Origin of the sequence: Microbispora cellulosiformans (assembly GCF_008728085.1) — a bacterium.
Taxonomy (GTDB): domain Bacteria; phylum Actinomycetota; class Actinomycetes; order Streptosporangiales; family Streptosporangiaceae; genus Microbispora; species Microbispora amethystogenes.
This window is the reverse complement of sequence record NZ_VYTZ01000005.1, coordinates 285,320-309,300: the sequence shown is the minus strand read 5'-3', so window position 1 is coordinate 309,300 and position 23,981 is coordinate 285,320. Positions and strand designations below refer to the sequence as shown.

The window sequence follows — 23,981 nt, the reverse complement described above, 5'->3', positions numbered from 1 at the left end:
GGTGCATCCGGGGGCGGCTCCGGCGATGTTCCCGGTGATGCAGCAGGTGCTCCTTCTGGGGCTGCCTATGCTGATGCCTTTGGTGCTTCCGATGCGGGGCCGGCGTCGTGGGTGGCGATGGCGGCGGTTGTCGAGGCGGCACGAGCAGTGGCGCTCGTTCCAGTGCCCGAGACGGCGGCGGTGTGCCTGGCCGAGGCCGAGGAGTTGTTGTCGGCCCGCGACCGCATCACTTCGGCGCTGGCTGCCCGGGTGGGCCGGGTGCATCGGGCTGGGGAGGCGAAGAGCCATGGGCATGCCTCCACCAAGTTGTGGTTGCGTTCCGCTGGGGGGATGACCCCTGCGGGAGCCAGCCGGTTGGTGACGATGAGCATGGAACTGCACCGTCTTTCGCAGGTGCGTGAGCGGTTCGCCGAGGGCACCTTGCCCGAGGGGATCGTGGAGGCGATCTGCACCGCCACCGCCGGGCTGACCGATGACCAGGCGACCACCGCTGAGGGGATCCTGCTGGAGTTGGCGGGGTCGGCGGGTGCGGCGGAGGTGGCCAAGGCGGGGCGGTATCTGCGGGCGGTGCTGGACCCCGACGGGCATGAGAAGGACGAGCAGGCGGACTTCGACCGCCGGTTCTTGAGGGTTCGCAAGCGCAGGAACGGTGGTGTGGAGGGGGAGTTCTACCTGCCGGTGGAGGCCGCCGCGCGGTTGCAGCAGATGCTGGAGGTCTATGCCAAGCCGAAGGCTGAGGGTGATGACCGGACGCTGAGTGTGCGGAACGCGGACGCGCTGATCGCGTTCCTGGAGAACAGGATCGCGACCGAGCTTCTGGTGCTGGTCTACGCCGAATCCCTCCCCGACGACCCCCCGAGCGGCACTCCCTCCGACGACAGCGAGCCCACCGTTGAGGAGCCCGCCGGCGAAGAGTCAAAGAGCGCGGAGCCTGACGATCGGCCATCGACCGTCAGCCCCGAACACACAGCCACAGTGCCGCCGGCGGGCGGTGATCGCTCTGCCGACGAGGACAGGTGCTCGGCCGTTGCGCCCTCCGCAGGAGACGACGCCTCCCCTGCCACCTTCCCTGGCGCCTTCCCTGCCACGTCCTCTGCCGCCGCAGGCGCGGGCGCTGACGGGCAGGAGCCCGCCACCGGTCGCGCAGCCGCCGGTAGCTCGCCCACGAACGGTCCGGCTGCCGCCTGGCCGCACGTCGACCCAACCCAAAGCGACGAGCGCGGCGACCTGCGCGACGGCGATGACATCCAGCAGGGCCACGCCAACGACCCCGACGCCGACCCCGGCGCTCAAGAAGAGGGGATCGAGCGAGGACACCGCAGAAACCGAGCGCGCCGGTCGAAGCAGGCACCCCCGCAACAGGCGCATGCCCCTGAGTCTCCACCGGAGCACGACGCTCCGCCGGGCGCGGAACACGGTGGCGACATCTGGCCGGGAGATGACGCCTGGCCGGGAGGTGACGCCTGGGCGGGGGCGGGAGCCGATGCGCCACCTGGCGCGGAATGTGGCGGTGGTGCCTGGCCGGGAGGTGAGCCTTGGCCGGGGGTGGGAGCCGACGCTTCGCCGGGTGTGGAACACAGCGACGACACCTGGCCGGGAGATGACGCCCGGCTGGGAGGTGACGCCTGGGCGGGCGACAGCGCCGGTGTTCGGTCGGGGGTGGGAGTGAACAGTCCGCCGGGGGTGTGGTTGCGGGGGTTCCCGGGGCTGATCCTGGCGACCGGGCAGCTGCTGCCCGTCTCCAGCGTGCACCGGCTGGCCCGTAGCAGCACCCTGGTGCGGATCGTCATGGACGCTGCCGGGCAGGTCCTGGACATGGGCCGCAAGGTCCGGCTGGCCACGCCCGCGCAGCGCCGGGCGGTCTTCGCCCGGTACGCCACCTGCTGGGTCGACGGCTGCCCCCTGCCCGCCACCCTGTGCCAGATCGACCACGCCGACGACTGGTGCAGCGGCGGGCTGACCGACCTCAAGCTGCTCGGACCGGCCTGCCAGTTCCACAACCGCGACCGCTACCGCCACCCCACCCGCTACACCCGCCGCAAGGTGGGCGACGACCGCTGGGCCTTCACCTACCGCAACCCCCGCACCACCTGGAGACGCTGATGAGCCACGAGACAGGCCAGGGGCTGCGGGAGGACCGCCGATTCGGGCCGATGGTCGGCGCGGCGGGAGGGGACTGCCGCGAACACCTTCGGCTACGGCGAGCCGCGAAGCAGCAGCCGGGCCAGCCGGTGCTGATCAGGGTGCTGACCTGGGTGGCGGTGGGCCCGGTCTGCTATGGAGGGGTTCCGCGTCGCCGCCGGGGCGTGATCGACGTCCTTCTTCTCTGTCGAGGTGGCGCGAAGCGGTAGGACCTTACTTCGTAAAGGGAGGTGCTCAATAGACTGACGCTGTGACAGCGCCGTACCGGACGATCGGAAACGTCGTCGAGCATGAAACCGAGATCCGCCGCTCGCGCTTCATCTGCGCCTTGGCTCCGGTGGCCACGGAGGAGGCGGCGCGCGAGTTCGTCGCGGGGCGCAGGAGGCTGTACGCCGACGCCAGCCACAACTGCACGGCGTACGTGATCGGCGGCGGCGGAGGGGTGCGCCGGGCGGACGACGACGGTGAGCCGGGCGGCACGGCGGGCACGCCGATGCTGGAGATGCTCACCCGGCGCGGATTCGCGGACGTGGTCGCGGTCGTCACCCGCTACTTCGGCGGGGTGCTGCTGGGCGCCGGCGGTCTCGCCCGCGCGTACGGCGGCGCCGTGGGGGAGACCCTTGACCGGGCTGAGGTCGTCGAGATGGTCCCCGCGGTGGTTGTGACCGTGTCGGTCGGTCACGCCCAGGCCGGGCGGCTGGAGAGCGATCTGCGCTCCTCGCCGTACGCGGTGCGTAGTGTCGACTACAGCGTCGACGACGGGGACGGCCATGGCGCGCGGGTGGCCTTCGAGGTGGCGGTCGCCGAGGACCGGCTGTCCGCCTTCGAGGAGTGGGTCGCGGCGGTCACCGCCGGGCGGGCCCAGACGGCCTTCGGAGAGACCGTCCACCTGGCCCGCTGAGGCCGCACTGAGGCAGCCTGGAGGCTCACCCCTCCAGGGCGTACTGCATCACGCGGAGCTTGGCCTGCGCCTCGGCGAGTTCGGTGGCCGGGTCGGAGCCGGCCATGATGCCGCAGCCGGCGAACAGCCGGGCGTGCCTGCCGGAGATGTACGCGCAGCGCAGGGCGATGCCCCACTCGCCGTCGCCGTGCGCGTCGATCCAGCCGACCGGGCCGGAGTAGCCCCCGCGGTCCATGCCCTCCAGTTCGCGGATCAGGCCGAGGGCGGTGCCGGTGGGCGTCCCGCCGACGGCGGCCGTGGGGTGCATGGCGGCGACCACGTCGAGCACCGACGCGCCGTCGGACAGCCGCCCGGTGACCCGGCTCGCCAGGTGCTGCACGTTGGGGAGCACGAGCAGTTCCGGCTCCTCGGGCACGTGCAACGCCGAGCACAGGGGGGTCAGGGCCTCACGGACCGAGGCGACCGCGCAGGCGTGCTCGTGCCGGTCCTTCTTCGACGCGTACAGGGCGGCGGCGCGGGTGGCGTCGTCGGCCGGGCCCGACCCGCGCGGCGTGGTGCCGGCCAGGACCAGTGACTCCACCGCCTGGCCGGTGTGCCGGACCAGCAGTTCGGGGGTCGCGCCGACCAGGCCGTCCACGGAGAACGTGTAGCACTCGGGGTAGCTCCGGGCGAGCCGCCCGAGCAGCACGCGGATGTCGATGTCCCGGTCGGCGACGGCCGTCAGGTCACGGGCGAGAACCACCTTGTCGAGGCCGCCGTCCCTGATGCGGCGCACCGCTCGCGCGACCCGGTGCTCCCACTGGGGCGCCGTCAGCGTGCCGTCGCCGTACCGGATGCGGCCGGGCTCCACCGGAGGGCGGGCCAGGTCGAACGCGTTGTCGCCGATCGTGGTGAGCCAGGCGCGGCCGTCCCGCCGGGCGAGCACCACGCGAGGGACGACCAGGACGGTCCCCGGGGCGTCGGCGTCGAACGTGAAGGAGCCGAAGGCCACCGGGCCCGAGCCCGGCATGCCGACCTCGTCCCGGATGAGCGCGCCGGCGAACAGCGAGGAGAGCCAGCCGCGGGCCCAGTCGAACCGTCCGGGGCCGGGAGGCACCATCGCACGCGCCGCCTCCCCCCAGCCCACGAGTCCCTCGCCGTTCCTGATCCACGCGTACGGCGCGGCGCCGGGCAGGCGTGCCAGGAGATCGTCGGGGTCGCTCACCGCGACCGTGCGAACCACCAGGGGCTGGATAAGGGCGACACTCACCCGAATCACTCTACGCACGATCTGAACATGTTCGACAAGAGGCCCCCGCATGCCGCTTGAGCCCACTCTGTCAAGCCGCGATAGGAAATCGGTCACGGAAGGCCCGCCTTCCCTGAAAGCGATAGAGCGCACCTCCAAGAAATCCCTACCGTTGATCTTCCGGAGGTGTACATGCTCAAGAAGATCGCGCCTGTCCTGGCCGCGTCCGTCCTGCTCGTGCCTGCCGCCGCCCACGCAGGCACGTCGCCCACCGTGATGGCCGCGCTCGGCGACTCGATCAGCGCGGGGTTCAACGCCTGCGGCTGGTACGTCGCCTGCAGGTCACGCTCCTGGTCGTCGGGCGACAACACCAAGGTGGACAGCCACTACCTGCGCCTGCTCGCCTCGGAACACGCGATCAAGGGGCACAACCTCAACTTCGCGGTCCCCGGCTCGACCAGCGCCGCCCTCGCCGGGCAGGCCCGGCAGGCCGTGCGCGAGAAGGCCGACTACGTCACCGTCCTCATCGGCGCGCAGGACGCCTGCGTCGGCTCGGAGAAGGAGATGACGCCGGTGCCGGTGTTCCGGGAGCACATCGAGGAGGCCTTCTCCGTGCTCCGGCCGACCGGCGCACGGGTCTTCGTGGCCAGCATCCCCGACATCGAGCGCCTGTGGCGCATCGGCAAGGGCAACGGGTGGGCACGGACCTTCTGGGCGGTCGGCCACATCTGCCAGGCGATGCTGGCCAATCCCCGGTCGACGGCGAAGAAGGACGTGGCCAGGCGCGACCGGGTGCGCGAGCGGGTGATGGACTACAACGAGCAGCTCAGGGAGGCGTGCGCCCTGTACGGTCCGGCCTGCCGCTACGACGGGGGAGCGGTCTTCTCCTACCCGTTCACGCTCAAGCAGGTCAGCGGCTGGGACTACTTCCATCCCAACGCCGACGGGCAGCGGGCTCTCGCGAAGGTCACCTACGACGCCGGCTTCTTCCGCGACACCGACGCCTGACAGTCATGTCATCACCCCGCTGGGACGTCGCGGGAGCGGTGCGCGCGCACCTTCTGCCGGTTGCCGCACCGCTCCATCGAGCACCAGCGCCGGCTGCCGGGGCGGGAGGTGTCGACGAAGACGAGGGGGCAGCCGTCCGCGGCGCACTCGCGCACCCGCGTCGCGAAGGGCCCGGTGAACAGGTCGATCGCGTCCCGCGCGACGGTCGCCACCACCTGACGGCCGGTGGCCGCGGGAGCCCAGGACCTTCGCCCGTCCACGGTCATGACGGGCACCAGTGGGGCCGCCGCGGCCGCCTCGTTCACCGCGTCGACGTCGGCCTGCCGTGGCGTACGGCCGTGCGCCCGGTCGGCGGCGAGCCCCCACAGGGCGGCGCGCAGGGCCTTCGCCTGGGCCAGGTCGTCCATGGTCGTGTCCACCCGGTCCAGGCCGAGCCGGGACACGGCGGTCCAGCGGGCGAGGTCGGCCGGCTCGTGCAGCGACTCGTAGCAGGCGTAGACCCCCACGCCTCCGCTCATGAGGAACTCCAGGCAGAGCGCGCCCGGATCGAACCGGAAGGTGGCCCCGTCGCGGGCGCGTAGCGTCAGGCTCATGTAACCATTGTCACGTAACCACCGTCACTGGTTACCGCTACGGGCTACAGCCAGCCGTTGTGGCGGGCCAGGCGGGCCGCCTCGATCCGGTTCCTGGTCCCGGTCTTGCCGATCGACGACGACAGATAGTTGCGTACGGTGCTCTCCGACAGGTGGAGCCGCGCGGCGATGTCGGCGATGGTCGAGCCGTCCGCCGCCGCGGCGAGGACGTCGCGCTCGCGGTCGGTCAGCGGGCTCGGGCCGGTGCTGAGCGCGGCGGCCGCGAGGGCGGGGTCGATGACCAGATCGCCCCGCAGCACCCGGCGGACGGCGTCGGCCAGTTCCTCGACCGGCCCGTCCTTGACCAGGAACCCCCGCGCCCCGGCTTCCATCGCCCGGCGCAGGTATCCGGGCCGCCCGAAGGTGGTGAGGATGAGCACGGCGCAGCCGGGCAGGCGTTCGCGCAGGTCGGCGGCGGTCTCCAGGCCGCCGCGGCCCGGCATCTCGATGTCGAGCAGGGCGACGTCGGGCCGGGCGCGCAGGGCGGCGTCCACCACCTCGTCGCCGCGCCCCACCTGGGCGACGACCTCGATATCGTCCTCCAGGCCGAGGAGCAGGGCCAGCGCGCCGCGCATCATGCCCTGGTCCTCGGCCAGCAGCACCCTGATCACGCTCGCTCCTCCGTGTCATGTGGCACCGCGTTGTCATACGGCACCGTCACCCGGAGCAGGAAGCCTCCGCCCGGCGGCGCGGCGATCTCCAGGCTGCCGCCCACGGCCCGCACCCGCTCACGCAGCCCCGTCAGCCCGTTGCCGTGCCCGGGGGCCTTCTCCCGCGCCGGGCCGTCGTCGCGGATCTCCAGCAGCAGACGGCCGCCGCCCTCGACCAGGTCGATGTCACAGGCCGCCGCGCCGCTGTGCCGTACGACATTGGTGACGCCCTCGCGTACGGCCCAGCCGAGCAGCGCGTCGATCTCCGGAGCCGCCCGCACCGGGCAGGTGCGGACCACGGCGCCGATGCCGGCGTCGGCGAGGACGGCCCGGGCGGCGTCGAGCTCGGCCGAAAGGCCCCTGCCGCGGTAGCCGGTGACGGCCGCCCGCACCTCCGCCAGCGCCTCCCGTCCGATTCGCTCGATGTCGGCGGCCTGCGCGGTGGCCGTCTCCGCGTCGACCCGCGTCAGCCGGCGTACGGCCTCGGCCTTGACGACCATCACCGAGAGGGTGTGGCCGAGCAGGTCGTGCAGGTCGCGGGAGAAACGCAGCCGCTCCTCGGTCACGGCGGTCCGGGCCAGCTCCTCCCGGGTGGCCTTGAGCTCGTGGATGGCCGCCCAGAGCCTGATGATTATCGCCGGGATGAGGCCGGCGGTGAACGTGCCCCAGACCAGCGGGGCCGCGTCGGTGAGGCCGGCTCCGCCTCGTACGGCCAGCAGCAGGGCGGTGGCACACTCGGCGAGCAGCAGCAGCGGCAGGACCCGGCCCTGCACGGCGATCCCGGTGGCGGTGGCGAGCATGACGACCAGGTACAGCCAGTTGTCGCCGAACCCGGCGGTCGCCGCGAGGACGACGACCGCCAGCAGTCCCAGCGACGGCAGGGCCCGCCGCCGGTCGGCGAAGGCGTGGTGGGCGGTGAGGAGGTACAGCCCGGCCGCGGCCCCCGCCGCCGGCCACGCCAGCCAGAGCGGGTGGGACCGGCCGTGCGCGATGTCCCACACCGGTCCCGCCGTCAGGAGCACCCAGATGTACAGCCCCTTGGCGTCGGGGCCGCGCTCGCCCTCCCGCAGCGGGTCGAGCCAGATGTCGCGTTCGGTCGTCATGGGGCGTTCGGTTGTCATGGAGATCGCCAGGGTACAGGGGGTCAGGCCCGGCGCCCGGCGCGGCGGTAGCCGTACATCGCGTAGGCGGCGAAGAGGAGCAGCCACGCCAGAAGGATCGCGGCCTGCCGGAGGGTGGGGACGTCGCCGAACGCGACCCGCCAGGACAGGCCCGCGTAGCTGTTCGACGGCGTCCAGTCGGCGATCGCGCGCAGCCAGGAGGGGAACGTCTCCGCCGGTATCCACAGGCCGCCGACGATGGACAGGGTCAGCATGGTCGCGACGTTGGCCACCGCCGCCGTCTGGCCGGACAGGCGGTAGCCGTTGCCGAGGCCGAGCAGGGAGAACGGCACGGTCCCGGCCCACAGGAGCACGATGATCGCCAGCCACCGCTGCGGCGGGAGCGTGACGTGGTTGACCAGCACGCCGGCCAGCAGCACGGCCGCGATGCTCGGCACGACGCCGACGACCCCGGTCAGCACCTTCCCCGTGACGACCTGCACGGGGGTCAGCGGGGTGAGCCGTAACTGACGCAGCCATCCGGTCGCGCGGTCCTCGGCGATGCCGCTGCCGTTGTTGAACGCGCCGCCGAGCGCGCCGTAGGCCGCCATGCTGACCATCACGTAGATCGCGGCGTCGTGCCGGTCGCCGGGAGCCAGGCCGAGGTTGGTGAAGATGAGGTACATGACGACCGGCATCACGACAGCGAATATGACATAGCCACCGTCGCGGAGGGTCCTGGTCAGTTCGAGCCGGACATATCCCCACATCACGCGTTCTCCTTGCCGGCCGGGGTGGTAGTCAGGGCTGTGGCTGCAACTGGGGCTGGAACTGTGGGTGGAGCCGTGCTCGTCAGGGCGACGAAGGCGTCCTCCAGGTCGGCCGGGACGACCTCCAGGTCGCGTACGGCTCCCGCGTGGGCGAGGGCCATGACGGTGGCGTCGGAGTCGCCGCTGCGCAGGTGGGCCCGGCCGGCCCGGATCTCCATGTGGCGCACGCCGGGCAGGGTGGCGAGCCAGGAGGCGTCGCCGTCGACGGTCACGCGGACCGTGGTCAGCGCCGCCGCGCGCTTGATCTCCGCGCTGGTGCCGTCGGCGATCACGCGGCCGTGGCCGAGCACCACGATCCGGTCGGCCTGCTCGTCGGCCTCCTCCAGATAGTGCGTGGAGAACAGGATGGTCTTGCCCTGGTCGGCGAGCCCGCGCAGGCCGGTCCAGAACTCCCGCCGGGCCTCCACGTCGAGGGCGGCGGTTGGCTCGTCGAGGACGACGAGGTCCGGATCGCCGCACACCGCCATCGCGAACCGCACGCGCTGGGCCTGGCCGCCGGACAGCCGGTCGACCCGGCGGCCGAGCAGGTCGCCGATCCGCGCGAGCGCGACCACCTCGTCGAGGGGGAGGGGAGCGGGGTAGGTGCCGGACACGAAGGACAGCAGTTCGCGGACCGTGACCCGCTGGACCAGGCCGCCCTCCTGCGTCATCGCGCCCACGCGGCCCTGCCGTACGGCCCGCTCGGGGGCCAGGCCGAACAGCGCGGCCCGCCCGGAGTCGGGAGGTATCAGCCCGAGCAGGAGCGCGATGGCCGTCGACTTGCCGGCGCCGTTGGGACCGAGGAGGGCCAGGGCCTGGCCGCGGGGCACGGTGAGCGTGAGCCCGTCGACGGCCCGTACGGGGCCGAAGCTCTTCGTCGCAGTGGTCAGGGACACTGCGGGGGAGTCAGTGGGGTCGGGGATGTCGGTGTCCACGTCGAAAACGGTAGAAGCACGGCGCCCGCGCGAACAGAGCGATCGGTCCGGCCTTGCGCAGGACAAAAGTCCTGCGCAAATCTACTTTGTAAAGGGCGCGGCTCGAATGCCAGAACCACCAACCGGTGCAGCCGCAGCTCGACCTGTTCGGTCTCGCCTCACTCGCCGGCGGCTTTCACCAGGGAACCCGGTCATGTCGTGGCCGCCCGGATATCCTCGGCGCCGTCCCGGCCACGACTACGGGCCCGGTCGCGACAGGACCGACGACGCGGGGAGATCCGGCTCCGCCTCGTCGGACGGATCGTCGGACAACTCCTCGGACGGCCCACCGAGGGCACGCCTGCGTTCGACGAGACCGGAGAGCAGGTTCTCCCACCGGGCGCCGATGACGTCGAGGTCGTAGCGGGCGGCGGTGGTCAGGGCGTTGGCGCCCATCTCGCGGCGCAGGCCCTCGTCCTCGATGAGGGTGCCGATGGCGTCGGCCATCGCGTGGATCTTCTGCGGCTTCACCAGCAGCCCGTCGCGGCCGTGGCTGATCATCTCCTTCGGGCCGGTGGGGCAGTCGTAGCTGACGACCGGCACACCCTTGCTCATCGCCTCCAGGATGACCATCGGCATGCCCTCGTGGCGGGAGCTCAGCACGAACATCGAGGCGTCCGCGAGGACCGCGCCGACGTCGTCGGCCGGGCCTTCGAGGAACACCCGCTCCGTCAGCCCGCGCTTGTCGATCGCCGCCTGGAGCTTCTCCATCCGGGGACCGCCGCCGTAGATCCGCAGCGTCCAGTCCGGGTGCCGCTCGGCGACGTGCGCCCACGCGCGGATGAGCAGGTCGTAGCCCTTGCCCCAGGTCAGGCGGCCCACGGTGACCACGGTCTTGGCGGTGAGCGGCGAGGCGCCGCCGCCCAGGCGGGGCGTCGCGTTGGGCACCTGGGCCAGCACGGCCGGGCGCTCCCTGCGGGCCTTGTCGAAGGACCGCTCGTAGGTGCGCAGATCGGTCTGCGTGAGAGTGACGACCGCGTCGTGCCTGCCGTACCGGCGGACGATCTGCCTGCGCACCAGCGGCTGGTGCGAGGACAGGTTCCCGTGCTCCTGGGCGACGGTGATGATCTCCGGGGGCGCGAAGCGCGCGGCGATCAGGTTCAGGCCCGGCCGGGTGCCGATGACGATGCCGCGACGGCGGGACCGGATGTAGCGGACCAGCTTGAGATCGGTGCGCAGGGTGAACCAGTGGTAGGCCGCCTCGTCCTTCGGCACGAGTCTGCTGGGGAAGCGGGACAGCAGGCCCTTACGGCGCGGCAGGCGGTCGTCGAGGTAGCGGACGCGCACCCCGGGCGGGACGGGGAAGGAGGGCTCCTCACGCTCCCGCACGACGCTGACGATCTCGACGTCGTGTGTGCGGGCCAGGTGGCCGGCCAGGTTGAAGACCGTCCGGACCGTGCCGCCCATGCCGTTGGCGTGCAGCAGCAGGATGCGGATCTCGCGACCGTCGGGCGGCGGCGCCGACCTCGCGCGACGCCGGTCGCGGGCCTCCAGAGCCCTGACCACCACCCTGGCCCCGATTCTGCGTAGAGAAACCACAATCACGCCCCGTCCGTGTCGGTGAAGATCCCCTTCCCTTGGACGTCACCGACAGTTCATGTGTTGCTGTGATGTGGGTCACTTGCTTCAATGTCGGCCGGAAAGCCGATATATCGTCGTCCGCTTCCGGGGCGCGTCCTCCAGGAGGGTGGGCACCTCGTGCACGCCCACCGGCTCGAACACGCCGTCCGGCAGGTAGGAGCAGGCCCGGTCGGGCACCCCGGTGAGGACCACCCCCGCTGCCATCGCGGCCCTGGACAGGAAGGGGACGACCCGCAGGGCCAGGGGCCTTTCGTAGAAGACGTCTCCGGCGAGCACGACGTCCTGGTGCGGCGCGCCGTCGAGCAGGTCGCCGCCGAGGACCCGCATGGCGACGCCGTTGGCGGCGGCGTTGAGCCGCACGGCCGCCAGCGCGTACGGGTCGACGTCGTTGGCCACGACCAGAGCGGCGCCGGCCAGCGCGGCGGCCACGGCGACCAGCCCGGACCCGGTGGCGAGGTCGAGCACGGTCCGGCCGCGCACGGTCTCCGGATGATCGAGCACGTGGCGCGCGAGCGCCTGCCCGCCGGCCCAGGGGTACGCCCAGAAGGGCAGCCCCCCGGCGCGTTCCCAGATCTCGTACAGCTCGGCGCGCTCCCCGCCGTGAGCGCCGTCGTCGACGGCCAGGCGCAGCCGGATCTCCGGCACGTATGGCACGGCCGCCGGCCTGGTGTGCGCGCGGACGAACGCCTCGGCGTCCAGGTCGTTCAAGTCGTTGAGAGCGTGCAGGTCGTGCCCCATGCCGGGCGATCGTAGCGTCACCCGGACGAAACGCCGCGGGGGTGCCCGTACGCCGAACCCCTATTGGCAACTCATCGTAAATCGCGGTCCTGGAAACGGCTAACGATCTTCATCGTTGGGGACAACGTCGGCACATACCTTGCGTTCTGGGAGTGTTGCGCGATGGCCTGGTCGCAGGACGAAGAGCGGATGCTGGCGATGATCGAGCGGCACCTCACGGACGAGGACCCGAAGCTGGCGGCGAGGCTCGAGTCGTTCAACCACCGTGCCAGTCACCGTGCCAGTCAGCGTGCCGGCCACCGCGCGGGGCGGGGCGCCGCCCGCCGCCGGCCGGGCCGCTCCACGCTGATCATCGCCGTGAGCTGGCTGCTCATCGCCACGCTGATCGCGACCCTGCTGGTCATGGCCCTGCGGCACGACGCCGCCGCGTTCCCCGTATGACGAAACCGGCTACAGGACCTTGACGACTACAGGGCCTTGAGGAAGCGCGCGGCGACCGGGGCGGCCACGTCGCCGCCCATGCCGCCGGCCTCCACGACGACGGCGAAGGCCAGGTCGCCTCGGTAGCCCATGAACCAGGCGTGCGATTCGAGCTTGGGCCCGGTGCCGAACTCGGCGGTGCCCGTCTTGCCCGCCGTGCCCGAGGGCAGCCCCGCCTTGCGGGCGGTGCCCTTGCTGACCACCGCCCGCATCATCGAGCGCAGGCCCTTCACCACCCCGCCGGGCAGTTCCCGGGGAGCCTCGGCCTGCTTGCGGGAGGGCACCAGCGTGGGCGGGCGCCAGGAGCCGTCCGCGACCGCCGCGGCCACAGTCGCCATGACCAGCGGGCTCGCGGTGATCCTGCCCTGGCCGAACGACTCGGCGGCCAGTTCGGCGTCGCTGGTGGCCTTCGGCATGCTGCCGGGCGTGGCCGGGACGCCGATGCGCAGCGGCTGGTTGAACCCCAGTTCGGTGGCCAGGTCGTACAGCTTCTTGGCCCCCAGCTTCTCGGCGGCGAGCGGGGCGAAGGTGGTGTTGCACGAGTGGGCGTAGGAGTCCAGGAACGACAGCGACCCGAAGGCCTCGTGGTCGGAATTGCGGATCTTCATGCCGCCGACCACGGCCTCCTTGGGGCAGGTCACCCGGCTCGACGGGGTCAGGCCCTCGGCCAGCAGCCCGGCCGCCGTGATCGTCTTGAAGGTCGAGCCGGGGGCGTACTTGCCGTCCAGCGCGCGGTTGAACCCGCCCTTGTTGTTGACGACCGCGAGGATCTCGCCGGTCGAGGGCCGTACGGCCACAAGTGAGGCGGGCTTGGGCAGGTCGCGCACCGCGTCGGCGGCGGCGTGCTGCACCTTGAGGTCGAGGCTGGTCGTCAGGTCGCGGCCGGGGGAGCCCTTGATCGAGTGCAGGGTCTTCCGGCTCGGTCCCACCGCCTGGATCTCGGTGGTGGGGGTGCCGGCGAGCTGCTTCTGGAAGGTCTCCTGCAGGCCGGCGCGCCCCACGGGGTCGTTCTTCTTGTACGCGCTGCCCAGCTTGCCGAGGTCGTCGTCGCCGGCCTTGTCGAGGTAGCCGACGAGCTGCTGCACCGAGCCGCCCACGTCGCCGCCGTCGATGCGGTCACCGTTGGCGTCGGTGATCGACGCCCGTTGCGGCCACGACGTCTTCAGCGCCAGGTGGGTGTTCCCGTCGAGGGCGGGATGGACCGCGGCGGGCGACCAGTCGACCTTCCAGTAGTGGTCCTTCACGACAAGCCTCAGCGAGCCCTGGTAGGTCCAGTCGCCGACGTCCTTGAGGCTCGCGGTGGCGGTGAACGACGCGGCGGCCCGGTCGTCCTTCGCCTGACCCGCCCGCACGTCCCGTACGGCGACCTTGACGGCCCCCAGGTTCTTGGTCAGCTCCGCGTACGTCGCGTCGAAGCCGGGCGCGGGGGAGGCGAGCTCGGCCTTCATGGCCGTGAGGTCGCCCCGTGACCAGGCCGAGGTGAAGCGCGTCGCCGTCTCCTGCGGCGTGCCGCGCGTGTGCAGCAGGTAGTAGGCCCCTCCGGCGGCGCCCCCCGCCACCACGACGGCCGCGGCGGCCGAGATCGCGACAGTTCGTCCTCGCGGCACAGGTACCCCCAGTCACGCCCGTGTCCCTTGGTCGGGACCAGAGCCTAGCGGGGCCTGATCGGTTGTTCACACCCCCGTTTCGCCGGCGCCCTTGACGCTCGCGCCGTACCGGGGCACGTACTCCTGGCCGGACAGGCGCTGGATCGCGGCCATGACCTCGTCGGTCACCCGCCGCCGGTCCCGGGCGCTGCCGGGGTCGCCGGTGAAGGTCATCGGCTCACCGAACCGCACGCCGATGCGGCGGAGGCGCGGCACCGACGCACCGGGCGGCAGGACCTTGTCGGTGCCCAGCATGGCCACGGGCACGATCGGCGCGCCGGTGGTCAGCGAGAGCCAGGCGACGCCGATCTTGCCGCGGTAGAGGCGGCCGTCGGGGGAGCGGGTGCCCTCGGGGTAGATGCCGAACAGCTCGCCGGCCTTGAGGACCTCCACGGCGGCGTCGAGCATGTCCTGGGCGGCGGTGACGTTCTCGCGGTCGATCTCCACGGCTCCCATCGCCCGCATCCACTCGGCCGCGAGGCGGTTGCCGGTGAAGTACTCCTTCTTGGCCACGAAGCGCACCATGCGCGGCACCAGCGCCGGCATGAAGAACGAGTCGAGCACGGAAAGGTGGTTGGAGGCGAGGATCGCGGGCCCGTGCGCGGGGACGTGCTCGCGTCCCTCCATCCGCGGCCGCCACAGCAGGTGCATGACGGGAACGCTGACGGCCTTCAGGGCGGAATAGAGCACGGCCTCTCCTTCTCAGCACCACCGGACTCGGGCTCGGACTCGGCTCGACGGACATACCCTAGGCCGCGCCGGGTGCCGTTCAGGTGTACGCCCCCTGCAACACACCCTCCCGTGTTTTGTACGGCATCGCCAACACTTCGCTGTACCTACTAGTATGTACAGCATGAGAACATCGGACCGCCTGATCGAGAGCACGCGCGAGCTGTTGTGGGAGCGCGGCTACGTCGGGACCAGCCCGCGGGCCATCCAGCAGCGGGCGGGAGCGGGTCAGGGCAGCATGTATCACCACTTCTCCGGGAAGCCGGACCTCGCGCTCGCCGCGATCGGCCGTACGGCCGGGGAGATGCGCGCGGGGGTGGAGGAGATCCTGTCCGGGCCGGGCACGGCCGCCGAGCGCGTCTCCGCCTACCTGCGGCGGGAGCGGGAGGTGCTGCGGGGCTGCCCGATCGGCCGGCTGACCCAGGACCCCGAGGTGATGGCCGACCCTGCGCTGCGGCGGCCGGTGGAGGAGACCTTCGCCTGGCTGCGCGACCGGCTCGCGGCGGTGCTGGCCGAAGGACGGGACCGCGGCGAGATCGGTGCCGGGCTCGACCCCGCCGCCGTCGCGTCCGCCGTCGTCGCCGTGCTGCAGGGCGGATACGTCCTGGCCCGCGCCGCGGCCTCGCCCGAGCCGTTCGACCAGGCCGTCGACGGGCTGCTCGCCCTGCTGTCCCCTGTCCGACCCTCCTGAGGAGTCCCGGCGTGTACGCCATGCAGTACGACATCACCCTGCCCGCCGACTACGACATGACGGTCATCCGGGAGCGGGTGGCGACGCGCGGGCACGCCCTCGACGAGCGGGCCGGGCTCGGCCTCAAGGCCTACCTGATCCGCGAGCGGGGCGTGGCGGGGTCGCCGGTGAACCAGTACGCACCGTTCTACCTGTGGCACGACGCCGGACGGATGGGGGAGTTCCTGGTCGGCGGCGGCGGCTTCCAGGGGATCGTCGCCGACTTCGGGCGCCCGGCGGTGCGGCAGTGGGCCGGCCTCGCCGTCGCGCCCGGCCCGGCGCGGGGAACGGCTCCGCGGGCCGCCTCCCGCCTCGTCACTCCCTTGCCCGAGACCGCCGACCTGACGGCGTGCGTCGCGGAGGCGCTGGACGGCCTGCGTGCGCTTGGCGACGCCGCGGGCCTGCACACCGCCGCCCTGGCCCTCGATCCCGGTCGCTGGAGGCTGATGACGTTCGCCCTGTGGGAGCGGGAGGCGCCGGGCTCCCACGGCGACACCGAACACTACGACACCGAACACTACGACGCCGAACACTACGAGGTGCTGCACCTGTCCGCCCCCGGCCTGGCGCTCCTGCGCGAGGGCCGGGCCTGGTGACAGGCCGCCGGACCGCACAGCCCCAAAAGACGACGCCCCGCGAGACAGGGTCTCGCGGGGCGTCCACGTCGAGGGCCGATGTGGCGGTCGCCTCCTCGGCGGAATGCACAACACGGCTCCAGCCGAACGGTATTCCGTGAAGGCGGTGTTTGCGGCCCGGGGGACACAAACCACATCGGCCACAACCGACTCTAGCCGACGCCGGCCCCTGGTTTCTCCCACCCCCTATTCTCGGGGGGTGAATCTCATCGAAACCGACAGGCTGGTGCTGCGGCGCTGGCGCGAGGACGACAAGGAGCCCTTCGCGGCGCTGAACGCCGACCCGGTCGTCATGGAGCACTTCCCGGCCACGCTCACCCGCGAGGAGAGCGACGCGCTCGTCGAGCGCATCGAGGCGGTGTTCGAGGAGCGCGGGTTCGGCTGGTGGGCGGTCGAGGCGGACGGCGTGTTCATCGGCTTCACCGGGTTGCAGGTGCCGAGGTTCACCGCGCACTTCACGCCGTGCGTGGAGATCGGCTGGCGGCTCGCCAGATCCGCCTGGGGGCACGGGTACGCCACCGAGGCCGCGCGGGCGGCCCTGGACCACGGGTTCGGCGCGCTGGGGCTGACCGAGGTCGTCTCATTCACGGCGGTGCCGAACGTCCGCTCGCAGGCCGTGATGCGGCGTCTCGGGATGACCCGCGACCCGGGGGAAGACTTCGACCACCCGGTGCTCCCCGAGGGGCATCCGCTGCGCCGTCACGTGCTCTACCGCGCACGAAGGCCAGCGTGCTGAGCAGGGCGAGCACCGCGATCACGGACGCGCCGGCGAACGCCGAGGAGGTGCCACGCGCCATCGACTCCGCCCCGCCGCCGCCCGCGGCCGCGTGGTACAGGGTGACCAGCACCGCGAGGCCGAGGGACCAGCTGGTCCACTGCAGTGTCTGGAACACGCCGGCCCCGGCGCCGGAGTCCTCACGGCGTACGCCCGACAGCGAGGTGACGCTCAGCGCGACGGTGGTGAGCCCGGCGCCTGCGCCGAGCAGCACCAGCGGGCCGAGCACGCCGGTCAGGTAGCCGCTGCCGCCGGTCAGCCGGGAGAGCCACAGCAACGCGGCGGTGACGAAGGCGATCCCGGCGGCCATCACCAGGCGGGTGCCCCACCGCGTGATCAGCCGGTCGGCGAGGCGGACCACGCCCATCAGCACGACGGTCATGGGGAGGAAAGCGAAGCCCGACACCACCGGGCCGTAGCCGAAACCCTCCCGCAGATACCGGGTGAGGAAGTAGACGACCGCGAAGACGGTGCTCGGCACCAGCAGGGTGTTCACATACGCCCCGGCCCTGCGCCGGTCGGCGAACAGCCGCAGCGGCATGATCGGCTGTTCGGCCCGGGCCTCGATCAGGGTGAAGCCGGCGAGCAGCAGCGCCGCGGCGGAGAAGACCGCGACGGTGACCGGGTCGCCCCAGCCGGAGGTGGCGGTGCGGATCACTCCGTAGGCCAGCCCGGTCACGCCGGTGGTCGCGGTGACCGCGCCCGCGAGGTCGAACCGGCCGGGGTGCCTGTCCGTCTCCCGTACGAAGACCGGGGTGAGCGCGAGGATCGCCGCGCCGATGGGCACGTTCACGAAGAACACCCAGCGCCAGGAGCCGGCCGAGGTCAGCACGCCGCCGGCGAGCAGGCCGAGGGCGAGGCTGGCGCTGGAGACCGCGGCGAACACGCCGAGCGCCCGGGTCCGGCGGGGGCCGTCCTCGTACGCGGACATGATCAGCGACAGCACGTTCGGCGAGGCCATCGCGCCGCCGGCGCCCTGCAGCGCGCGGGCCGCGACCAGCCACCACGAGTGGGTGGCGAGACCGCCGAGCAGTGAGGCCGCGGTGAACAGCAGCACGCCGACGGCGAACATCCGGCGACGGCCCAGCAGGTCGCCCGCGCGTCCGCCGAGCAGCAGCAACCCGCCGAACGCGAGGGTGTAGGCGTTGAACACCCAGGCCAGGCCGGTCTGCGTGAAGTGCAGCCGCGCCTGGATCTCGGGCAGGGCGATGTTGACGATGGTGGCGTCGATCCCGACCATCAGCTGGCAGGCGAGCACCACGGCGAGCACGATCGCCGGCCGTCCGGTCATGTGAAGCCTCTTCCATGGGAGATGGGCAGGTGCTCCAGGCGGGGCCATGTCCTGGTCAGGCGCGCACTACGATATGGGCGACCCGCCCACTTTGTAAATGGGCGGCCCGCCCACTTATTGGAGGCCGACGATGCCCGCGGATCACGCGAAGGGACTGCGCTCGGACGCCCGGCGCAACGTCGAGCGTCTGGTGGAGATGGCGACCCGGGTCTTCGAGGAGCAGGGGCCGGAGGCGCCGCTCAGCGAGGTCGCACGGGCGGCGGGGGTGGGCACGGCCACGCTGTACCGCAGGTTCCCCACCAGGGAGGCACTGCTCGCCGCTGTGTACGCCGGGCACGTCCAGGCACTCGCCGTCCGTGCCGACGAACTCGCGGCCTCCTCCGAGGACCCGCTGACGGCGCTCGTCGGCTGGCTGCACGAGTTCGCCGGTCTGCTCATCGAGCACCGCGGGATGAAGGGGCTGATCACCGGCCGGTACGACGGCGACGCCGAGTTGTTCCGGAGTTGCCGGAGCAGCCTGTCGCGGGCCGTCGACTCGCTGCTGCGGCCCGCGCAGGAGGCCGGCCTGATCCGCCCCGACGTCGACGCCGAGCGCACCCTGATCCTGGTCAACGCCGTGGTGCTGGCCGCGGGCCAGGCAGGCGAGGACCGGGACGAGACCGGCCACCTGATCGGCCTGGTGATCTCCGGCTTCCGTGCCCAGCGTTGATCGTTTTGCTGGTTTGGCAACGGGATTTGCGATGAGTCGTGCCTGTCCACACGATGAGGGGCATGACGACGCACGGGTTCGACAAGGACTATTGGGAGCGGCACTGGCGGCAGGGGCGGGACGGGGGCCCGGGCTCCATGGGCGGCAACCCGCCGAATCCGTACCTCGCACGTGAGATCGGCGGCCTGGCACCGGGCACGGCACTGGACGCCGGGTGCGGCGGCGGCGCCGAGGCGATCTGGCTCGCTTCGCACGGCTGGGAGGTCACCGCGGCCGACATCTCGTCCGAGGCCCTCGCCCTGGCCGCTGACCGCGCGGCGGCGAGCGGGGCGGGCGAGCGCGTGCGGTGGGTGGAGGCGGACCTGGGCGTCTGGAGCCCGGACACGCGGTTCGACCTGGTCATGACCCACTACGCCCATCCCGCGATGCCGCAGCTGGAGTTCTACGACCGCATCGCCGGATGGGTGGCTCCCGGCGGCACGCTGCTCATCGTGGGGCACCTGCACGCCACCGGTCCCGGCGGGCACGATGAGCACCGTGAGCACCATGAGCACGGGCATCGCCCGCCGGCCGAGGCGTCGGTCACCTCCGCGGCGGTCGTCGCGCGCCTGGACGACTCGGAGTGGGAGATCGTCACCGCCGAGGAGCAGGTGCGTACGCTCTCCGGGCACGGCGGCCCCCTTCACGACGTCGTCGTGCGCGCCGTCCGCCGCCGGTGACCACGCTCAGCCGGGGGCGCCGGGGACGCGGAGCCGGTCGACGGCCTCGCGGCGACGGCGCTCGGGCCGCCGGTCGTACCGGGCGGTGGTGGCGGGGGAGGCGGGGGAGGCGTGGCCGACGAGGGCCTGGGCCGTGGCGAGATCGACCCCGGCGTCGAGGAGCTCGCCGATGAACGTGCGCCGGAAGTCGTGCGGGGTGCGGGGCGAGGCCCCGGCGGCGGCCAGGCGGCGCGAGACGATGTCGGCGATGGCCTGGCCGGTCATGTGGGCCAGGCGCAGCCGCCCGGCCTTGTTGATCGGGCAGAACAGCGGCCCGGCCGCCCGGCCGCGTACGGCGAGCCACAGGCTCAGGCGCTCGACGGCCTGCGGGGTCAGGTAGACGAGCCGTTCCTTGTCGCCCTTGCCGCGCACCCGCAGGGAGCGGGCGTGCGGGTCGAAGTCGGCGAGCCGGAGCCCGGCGATCTCGGCCCGGCGGCAGCCGCTGGAGTACAGCGCCGCCAGCATGGCGCCGTCCCGGCGGCCGGCGGGGGAGTGGTCCTCGTCGCACACCTCCAGCGCGGCCGCGAGCGCCTCGGCCTCGACGTGCCGTCCCGCCGGGACGCGGGTGTGCTTGTAGGCGGGCAGGTCGGCGGCGCGCTGGTAGTCCTCGCCGCTCATCAGGCCGAGCCGCCAGGCCTCCTTGAGCACGCGGCGCAGCGCCACCAGGTGCTTGTTGACGTGGGAGGGGGACCACCCCTGCTCGCGCATCAGCGTACGGAGGCGGACCGTGTGCTCGTAGCGCAGCAGTTCCCAGGGCTGCCCGGCCCCGGTGGCCTCGGGGTCGCCGGTGACGAGGCGGGCGATGCGGTCGAGGCAGCCCTTCATCGTGCGCCGGGACTCCGGGCTCTGCAGCGCGCCGAGATACACCTCGTACGGATCGGGCGTGGAGGGTGCGGGGGCGCGCCGCTCGGGAACCGCGGGGATGCTCATCGGTCCCGATCATACTATGAATCTACAATGTAAAGGCGCTCGGGTTTTTGCAGGCTAGTCACGCAACAGCGTCAGAAACCTCACCGAGAGGGGAACCGCTTCAAAAAATCTTGTGCCGTGTGTCGAGAATGTGGCGTCGGCTCCGTCCCAGGGGCATGAGCGGCCGAACGGGGCCGCACGACGATGAAGGAGAAGCACGATGAAATACCTGCTCCTGAAGCACTACCGCGGTGGTCCCGCTCCCGTCGTCGACTGCGGGTCGATCGACCAGTGGAAGCCGGAGGAGGTCGACGCGCACGTGCAGTACATGCGCGACTTCGCCGCCCGTCTGGAGGAGACGGGCGAGTTCGTCGACGGCCAGGCGCTGGCGCCTCAGGGCACGTTCGTGCGGTACGACGGCGAGGGGCGCCCACCGGTGACCGACGGGCCGTTCGCCGAGACCAAGGACCTGATCGCGGGATGGATGGTCATCGACGTGGAGTCGTGGGACCGCGCGGTCGAGCTGGCCGGGGAGCTGTCCGCCGCTCCCGGGCCCCGAGGCGAGCCGATCCGCGAGTGGCTGGAGGTCCGGCCGTTCCTCACCGAGCCGCCCGTGGTCACCGAGTGAACGAGTCGCTGCTGCGGGAGCTCGTGCCCGCGGTCATCGGTGTCCTCGTCCGGCGCGGAGCCGACTTCGCGTCGGCCGAGGACGCTGTGCAGGAGGCCCTGATCCGGGCGTTGGCGACCTGGCCGGACGATCCACCGCGCGATCAGAAGGCGTGGCTCGTCGCGGTCGCGTGGCACAGGTTCCTCGACGCCACGCGTGCCGAGGCGTCGCGGCGGGGGCGGGAGGTGGCCGTACAGGCCGAGCCTCCCGCCGGCCCGGCGCCCGCCACGGACGACACGCTGCGGCTCTACTTCCTGTGCGCGCACCCCACCCTGCCGCCGGCCTCGGCCGTCGCCCTGACGCTGCGCGCGGTCGGCGGCCTGACCACCCGGCAGATCGCGGCGGCGTACCTCGTCCCCGAGGCGACCATGGCGCAGCGGATCAGCCGGGCGAAGCGCAAGATCGCGGGGCTGCCGCTCGGCCGGCCCGGGGATCTCGGGACGGTGCTGCGGGTGCTCTACCTCGTCTTCAACGAGGGGTACGGCGGGGACGTCGACCTGGCGGCCGAGGCGATCCGCCTCGCCCGTCAGCTCGCCACCCTGACCGAGGAGCCCGAGGTCGCGGGGCTGCTCGCGCTCATGCTGCTGCACCACGCCCGCCGGGCGTCCCGCACCGGCCCGGGAGGTCGCCTGGTGCCGCTCGCCGAGCAGGACCGATCGCGCTGGGACACCGGCCTGATCGCCGAGGGGGTGACGATCCTGCAGACCGCGCTGGCCCGTGACCGGCTGGGCGAGTACCAGGCGCAGGCCGCGATCGCCGCGCTGCACGCGGACGCCCCGGCCGCCTGCGAGACCGACTGGGTGCAGATCGTGGAGTGGTACGACGAGCTGCTTCTTCTCACCGGCAGTCCGGTGGTGCGGTTGAACCGCGCGGTGGCGGTGGGGGAGGCGGACGGGCCGCAGGCCGGCCTGGCGGCGCTGGCCGGCGTGGACCCCGGCCTGCCCCGATATGCCGCGGTGACGGCGTACCTGCACGAACGCGCCGGCGACCTGGAGCGCGCGGCCGAGCTGTACGCCGAGGCCTCGCGTGCCGCCGCCAGCGTGCCGGAGCGCGACCACCTCACCCGGGAGGCCGCGCGGGTGCGGCAACTGCTGCATCGCTGACCAGGAGGGCGGGAGGTTCACAGGGTTTTGGTGAGTCCTCCGTCGATGACGAAGTCGGCGCCGGTGACGTTCCCCGCCCGGTCGCCGGACAGGAGCAGCACCAGGTCGGCGATCTCGTGTGGGTGAGTGAACCTGCCGGTCTCGGCTTGCGCGGCGGTCTGCTTGGCCACCGCTTCCGGGTCGGCGCCGCTCGCGCGGGCGACGGTCGCGGCGACACCTTCGTCCCCGAGCCACAGGTCCGTGGTTACCGGGCCGGGACTGATGGTGTTGACCCGGATGCCGTGGGCCCCGACCTCCTTCGACAGGGCCTTGGAGAAGTTGGTCAGAGCGGCTTTGGCGGCGCTGTAGTCGATCACTCCTGGGTCCGGCAGGAAGGCGTTGACCGAGCTGATCGTGACGATGTTGCCGTGCCCGGCCGCGAGCATGGCCGGCAGCGCGGCGCGGGTGGTGCGTACCGCCGCCATCAGGTTGAGTGTCACGCTGTGCAGCCATTGTTCGTCGGTGACGTTCAGGAACCCCGTCAGGCGCGGCGTGACCGCGCCGACGTTGTTGACCAGGATGTCGAGGCGTCCGTGTGCCAGCGCGGCGGCGACAAGATCGGCCGGGCCCGTGGCGGTGGCGAGATCGACCTCGACCGCCTGCACACTTCCTCTTCCGCCCAGTTCTTTCAGTTCGGGGGTGCTTCGGCGTGATCCGGCGACGACGTGGGCTCCCTCCTCGACCAGGGCCCGGGTGACGGCCAGGCCGATCCCCTTGCCTGCGCCGGTCACCACCGCGACCTTGCCCTGCAGTTCCATGTCCATGGGATCCCTTCGGCGCCTTCAGCGTGCCTGCAGGTCGTTCCTGGCGAGCCAGGTCAGGCAGGCGTCGGCGATCTCACGCCAGCCGTGGTCGATGGTCAGGGAGTGGCCGCGGTCGGGGAACTCCTGGAAGTCGGTGATCGCGGTGGAGTCCCGGTACTGCTTGAGGGTCGCCTTGGTGACGGTCTCGGGAACGGTGTGGTCCTTGCCGCCGGCGATCAGGAGCAGCGGTCCGCGGGCGTTGTTGCCGGTGTCGACCTTGGCGGGAGAGTGGGGGGAGAAGTTGGCGGCGGCGGCCTCGAACAGCGGCTTGCCCGGTGCGGGGATGGTCCAGCGTTCGTAGAGTTCGGCGGCCTCCTGAGCCGGGATGGCGTTGCCGAACGCGTAGGTGAACTGGTCGAGGGTGAGGGAGACGGCCCGGTGCTTGTTGGCCGGGTTCTTGAACACCGGCAGGGTCGAGCGGAGCGCCGACAGCGGCAGCGGCAGCACGCCCTTGATCTGCGCGGCGTCGATCGCGATCGCGGCTCTGGCCAGGTCCTGCCCGAGCAGTTTTTCGGCGATCATGCCGCCGAAGGAGTGGCCGATCAGGATCGGCTTGACGTCCAGAGCGTTGATGATCTCCGTGTAGTGGGCGACGACGTCGTCGATTCCGTGGTCGGCGATGCTGTCGGGGTCTTTCCGGGACAGTTCGACGCTCTCGCCGTCGCCCGGCCAGCCGGGGGCCGTCGCGTCGTAGCCGGCGGCCGTGAACAGCTCGATCCAGGAGGACCAGGAGGTGGCGTGTAGCCACAGGCCGTGGATGAAGATGACGGGGATGGCCGGTGCGGTCATCGGCTGCTCCTCTGCGTATGCTCGTCCGCCTGGGTCGCGGCGGCGGTACGGATGTGGGTGACCAGGGCCTCACCGTAGGAAGGCCTCCGCGCACCTCGCTAGCGTCACATGACTGCGTCACCGAGCGTCACCCGAGGGTCACTCGAGCGAAGCGG

At 72.1% G+C, this 23,981-nt stretch carries 25 protein-coding genes and 1 pseudogene; 12 read left to right on the top strand and 14 right to left on the bottom strand.

Annotated elements, in window-relative coordinates; all coding sequences use genetic code 11:
* Positions 1-147: 147 nt before the first annotated feature.
* The 3 genes from F5972_RS15685 to F5972_RS15675 are packed head-to-tail and all read left to right on the top strand — an operon-like array spanning position 148 to position 3,043.
* On the top strand, positions 148-2,103 hold the full coding sequence (locus F5972_RS15685) for an HNH endonuclease signature motif containing protein (RefSeq protein ID WP_191910140.1): 1,956 nt from the start codon (positions 148-150) through the stop codon (positions 2,101-2,103).
* Entirely contained in the window at positions 2,103-2,351 is a 249-nt protein-coding gene (locus F5972_RS15680; protein WP_150934223.1) for a hypothetical protein, read from the top strand. Before F5972_RS15685 ends, F5972_RS15680 begins: the two co-directional genes overlap by 1 nt.
* 41 nt (positions 2,352-2,392) lie before the next feature.
* Positions 2,393-3,043 carry an IMPACT family protein gene (locus F5972_RS15675; RefSeq protein ID WP_150934222.1) on the top strand — a complete coding sequence of 217 codons (651 nt, stop codon included), beginning with the start codon at positions 2,393-2,395 and terminating at the stop codon, positions 3,041-3,043.
* Between the two features lie 25 nt (positions 3,044-3,068).
* Here the strand turns inward: F5972_RS15675 and F5972_RS15670 are convergent, their stop codons facing one another.
* Positions 3,069-4,298 carry an isochorismate synthase gene (locus F5972_RS15670; RefSeq protein ID WP_225311576.1) on the bottom strand — a complete coding sequence of 410 codons (1,230 nt, stop codon included), beginning with the start codon at positions 4,296-4,298 and terminating at the stop codon, positions 3,069-3,071.
* Between the two features lie 165 nt (positions 4,299-4,463).
* Between F5972_RS15670 and F5972_RS15665 the strand changes: the two genes are divergently transcribed.
* A complete protein-coding gene (locus F5972_RS15665) occupies positions 4,464-5,279 on the top strand; it encodes an SGNH/GDSL hydrolase family protein (protein ID WP_150934220.1) in 816 nt (271 codons plus the stop codon).
* An 11-nt stretch (positions 5,280-5,290) separates the two neighbouring features.
* Here the strand turns inward: F5972_RS15665 and F5972_RS15660 are convergent, their stop codons facing one another.
* The 7 genes from F5972_RS15660 to F5972_RS15630 all read right to left on the bottom strand — a co-directional run bounded on the left by F5972_RS15660 (position 5,291) and on the right by F5972_RS15630 (position 11,763).
* Positions 5,291-5,872 carry a CGNR zinc finger domain-containing protein gene (locus F5972_RS15660; RefSeq protein ID WP_150934219.1) on the bottom strand — a complete coding sequence of 194 codons (582 nt, stop codon included), beginning with the start codon at positions 5,870-5,872 and terminating at the stop codon, positions 5,291-5,293.
* Positions 5,873-5,916: 44 nt separating this feature from the next.
* A complete protein-coding gene (locus F5972_RS15655; protein WP_150934218.1) occupies positions 5,917-6,522 on the bottom strand; it encodes a response regulator transcription factor in 606 nt (201 codons plus the stop codon).
* Complete coding sequence (locus tag F5972_RS15650; RefSeq protein WP_150934217.1) at positions 6,519-7,682, bottom strand: sensor histidine kinase; 1,164 nt, start codon at positions 7,680-7,682, stop codon at positions 6,519-6,521. The genes F5972_RS15655 and F5972_RS15650 overlap by 4 nt, the downstream gene beginning before the upstream one ends.
* A gap of 23 nt (positions 7,683-7,705) precedes the next feature.
* Positions 7,706-8,431, bottom strand: a complete 726-nt coding sequence (locus F5972_RS15645; RefSeq protein ID WP_150934216.1) for an ABC transporter permease — start codon at positions 8,429-8,431, stop codon at positions 7,706-7,708.
* Positions 8,431-9,405: an ABC transporter ATP-binding protein gene (locus F5972_RS15640; protein ID WP_225311519.1), complete on the bottom strand. Its 975-nt coding sequence runs from the start codon at positions 9,403-9,405 to the stop codon at positions 8,431-8,433. Before F5972_RS15640 ends, F5972_RS15645 begins: the two co-directional genes overlap by 1 nt.
* 237 nt (positions 9,406-9,642) lie before the next feature.
* The gene (locus F5972_RS15635) at positions 9,643-10,953 is read right to left on the bottom strand and encodes a glycosyltransferase family 4 protein (RefSeq protein WP_225311518.1); all 1,311 of its coding nucleotides are present in this window, start codon (positions 10,951-10,953) and stop codon (positions 9,643-9,645) included.
* A 117-nt stretch (positions 10,954-11,070) separates the two neighbouring features.
* Complete coding sequence (locus F5972_RS15630) at positions 11,071-11,763, bottom strand: class I SAM-dependent methyltransferase (protein WP_150934215.1); 693 nt, start codon at positions 11,761-11,763, stop codon at positions 11,071-11,073.
* Positions 11,764-11,925: 162 nt separating this feature from the next.
* Here F5972_RS15630 and F5972_RS15625 point away from each other — a divergent pair, with 162 nt between their 5' ends.
* The gene (locus F5972_RS15625) at positions 11,926-12,204 is read left to right on the top strand and encodes a DUF3040 domain-containing protein (protein ID WP_150934214.1); all 279 of its coding nucleotides are present in this window, start codon (positions 11,926-11,928) and stop codon (positions 12,202-12,204) included.
* A 26-nt stretch (positions 12,205-12,230) separates the two neighbouring features.
* On the opposite strand, the gene F5972_RS15620 is transcribed toward F5972_RS15625, so the two are convergent.
* Positions 12,231-13,850 carry a penicillin-binding transpeptidase domain-containing protein gene (locus tag F5972_RS15620; RefSeq protein ID WP_150934213.1) on the bottom strand — a complete coding sequence of 540 codons (1,620 nt, stop codon included), beginning with the start codon at positions 13,848-13,850 and terminating at the stop codon, positions 12,231-12,233.
* 66 nt (positions 13,851-13,916) lie between these two features.
* Positions 13,917-14,540, bottom strand: coding sequence for a lysophospholipid acyltransferase family protein (locus tag F5972_RS15615; protein ID WP_150934510.1), 624 nt, complete (start codon positions 14,538-14,540; stop codon positions 13,917-13,919).
* A gap of 202 nt (positions 14,541-14,742) precedes the next feature.
* On the opposite strand from F5972_RS15615, the gene F5972_RS15610 reads away from it, so the two are divergent.
* The 3 genes from F5972_RS15610 (at position 14,743) to F5972_RS15600 (ending at position 16,719) form a co-directional block, all read left to right on the top strand.
* Positions 14,743-15,309, top strand: coding sequence for a TetR/AcrR family transcriptional regulator (locus F5972_RS15610; protein ID WP_150934212.1), 567 nt, complete (start codon positions 14,743-14,745; stop codon positions 15,307-15,309).
* A gap of 20 nt (positions 15,310-15,329) precedes the next feature.
* Positions 15,330-15,944 carry a DUF4865 family protein gene (locus F5972_RS15605; protein ID WP_225311575.1) on the top strand — a complete coding sequence of 205 codons (615 nt, stop codon included), beginning with the start codon at positions 15,330-15,332 and terminating at the stop codon, positions 15,942-15,944.
* Between the two features lie 238 nt (positions 15,945-16,182).
* Entirely contained in the window at positions 16,183-16,719 is a 537-nt protein-coding gene (locus tag F5972_RS15600; protein ID WP_225311516.1) for a GNAT family N-acetyltransferase, read from the top strand.
* A gap of 130 nt (positions 16,720-16,849) precedes the next feature.
* Here F5972_RS15600 and F5972_RS15595 read toward each other — a convergent pair.
* A pseudogene (locus F5972_RS15595) lies at positions 16,850-18,049 on the bottom strand (MFS transporter); the annotation flags it as partial.
* Between the two features lie 130 nt (positions 18,050-18,179).
* On the opposite strand from F5972_RS15595, the gene F5972_RS15590 reads away from it, so the two are divergent.
* On the top strand, positions 18,180-18,758 hold the full coding sequence (locus F5972_RS15590; protein WP_191910138.1) for a TetR/AcrR family transcriptional regulator: 579 nt from the start codon (positions 18,180-18,182) through the stop codon (positions 18,756-18,758).
* A 62-nt stretch (positions 18,759-18,820) separates the two neighbouring features.
* Positions 18,821-19,477: a class I SAM-dependent methyltransferase gene (locus tag F5972_RS15585; RefSeq protein WP_150934208.1), complete on the top strand. Its 657-nt coding sequence runs from the start codon at positions 18,821-18,823 to the stop codon at positions 19,475-19,477.
* Positions 19,478-19,483: 6 nt separating this feature from the next.
* Here F5972_RS15585 and F5972_RS15580 read toward each other — a convergent pair whose 3' ends face one another.
* On the bottom strand, positions 19,484-20,446 hold the full coding sequence (locus F5972_RS15580; protein WP_150934207.1) for a tyrosine-type recombinase/integrase: 963 nt from the start codon (positions 20,444-20,446) through the stop codon (positions 19,484-19,486).
* Positions 20,447-20,645: 199 nt separating this feature from the next.
* Between F5972_RS15580 and F5972_RS15575 the strand changes: the two genes are divergently transcribed.
* Together F5972_RS15575 and F5972_RS15570 are read left to right on the top strand one after the other, a co-directional pair.
* Entirely contained in the window at positions 20,646-21,053 is a 408-nt protein-coding gene (locus F5972_RS15575) for a YciI family protein (RefSeq protein WP_150934206.1), read from the top strand.
* The gene (locus tag F5972_RS15570; RefSeq protein ID WP_150934205.1) at positions 21,050-22,195 is read left to right on the top strand and encodes an RNA polymerase sigma factor; all 1,146 of its coding nucleotides are present in this window, start codon (positions 21,050-21,052) and stop codon (positions 22,193-22,195) included. The genes F5972_RS15575 and F5972_RS15570 overlap by 4 nt, the downstream gene beginning before the upstream one ends.
* Positions 22,196-22,212: 17 nt before the next feature.
* On the opposite strand, the gene F5972_RS15565 is transcribed toward F5972_RS15570, so the two are convergent.
* Positions 22,213-22,998 (bottom strand): SDR family NAD(P)-dependent oxidoreductase, encoded by a 786-nt coding sequence (locus F5972_RS15565; protein WP_150934204.1) that lies wholly within the window; start codon positions 22,996-22,998, stop codon positions 22,213-22,215.
* An 18-nt stretch (positions 22,999-23,016) separates the two neighbouring features.
* Positions 23,017-23,826 (bottom strand): alpha/beta hydrolase, encoded by an 810-nt coding sequence (locus F5972_RS15560; RefSeq protein WP_150934203.1) that lies wholly within the window; start codon positions 23,824-23,826, stop codon positions 23,017-23,019.
* Between the last annotated feature and the right edge of the window lie 155 nt (positions 23,827-23,981).

Bases quoted from the DNA above. Each gene is read 5' to 3' on its own strand.
- F5972_RS15575 (WP_150934206.1), top strand. From the start codon at position 20,646: ATGAAATACCTGCTCCTGAAGCACTACCGCGGTGGTCCCGCTCCCGTC.
- F5972_RS15560 (WP_150934203.1), bottom strand. From the start codon at position 23,826: ATGACCGCACCGGCCATCCCCGTCATCTTCATCCACGGCCTGTGGCTA.
- F5972_RS15660 (WP_150934219.1), bottom strand. From the start codon at position 5,872: ATGAGCCTGACGCTACGCGCCCGCGACGGGGCCACCTTCCGGTTCGAT.
- F5972_RS15645 (WP_150934216.1), bottom strand. From the start codon at position 8,431: ATGTGGGGATATGTCCGGCTCGAACTGACCAGGACCCTCCGCGACGGT.
- F5972_RS15580 (WP_150934207.1), bottom strand. From the start codon at position 20,446: ATGAGCATCCCCGCGGTTCCCGAGCGGCGCGCCCCCGCACCCTCCACG.
- F5972_RS15565 (WP_150934204.1), bottom strand. From the start codon at position 22,998: ATGGACATGGAACTGCAGGGCAAGGTCGCGGTGGTGACCGGCGCAGGC.
- F5972_RS15625 (WP_150934214.1), top strand. From the start codon at position 11,926: ATGGCCTGGTCGCAGGACGAAGAGCGGATGCTGGCGATGATCGAGCGG.
- F5972_RS15650 (WP_150934217.1), bottom strand. From the start codon at position 7,682: ATGACAACCGAACGCCCCATGACGACCGAACGCGACATCTGGCTCGAC.
- F5972_RS15585 (WP_150934208.1), top strand. From the start codon at position 18,821: ATGACGACGCACGGGTTCGACAAGGACTATTGGGAGCGGCACTGGCGG.
- F5972_RS15615 (WP_150934510.1), bottom strand. From the start codon at position 14,540: ATGCACCTGCTGTGGCGGCCGCGGATGGAGGGACGCGAGCACGTCCCC.
- F5972_RS15680 (WP_150934223.1), top strand. From the start codon at position 2,103: ATGAGCCACGAGACAGGCCAGGGGCTGCGGGAGGACCGCCGATTCGGG.
- F5972_RS15630 (WP_150934215.1), bottom strand. From the start codon at position 11,763: ATGGGGCACGACCTGCACGCTCTCAACGACTTGAACGACCTGGACGCC.
- F5972_RS15665 (WP_150934220.1), top strand. From the start codon at position 4,464: ATGCTCAAGAAGATCGCGCCTGTCCTGGCCGCGTCCGTCCTGCTCGTG.
- F5972_RS15605 (WP_225311575.1), top strand. From the start codon at position 15,330: ATGCAGTACGACATCACCCTGCCCGCCGACTACGACATGACGGTCATC.
- F5972_RS15610 (WP_150934212.1), top strand. From the start codon at position 14,743: ATGAGAACATCGGACCGCCTGATCGAGAGCACGCGCGAGCTGTTGTGG.
- F5972_RS15590 (WP_191910138.1), top strand. From the start codon at position 18,180: ATGCCCGCGGATCACGCGAAGGGACTGCGCTCGGACGCCCGGCGCAAC.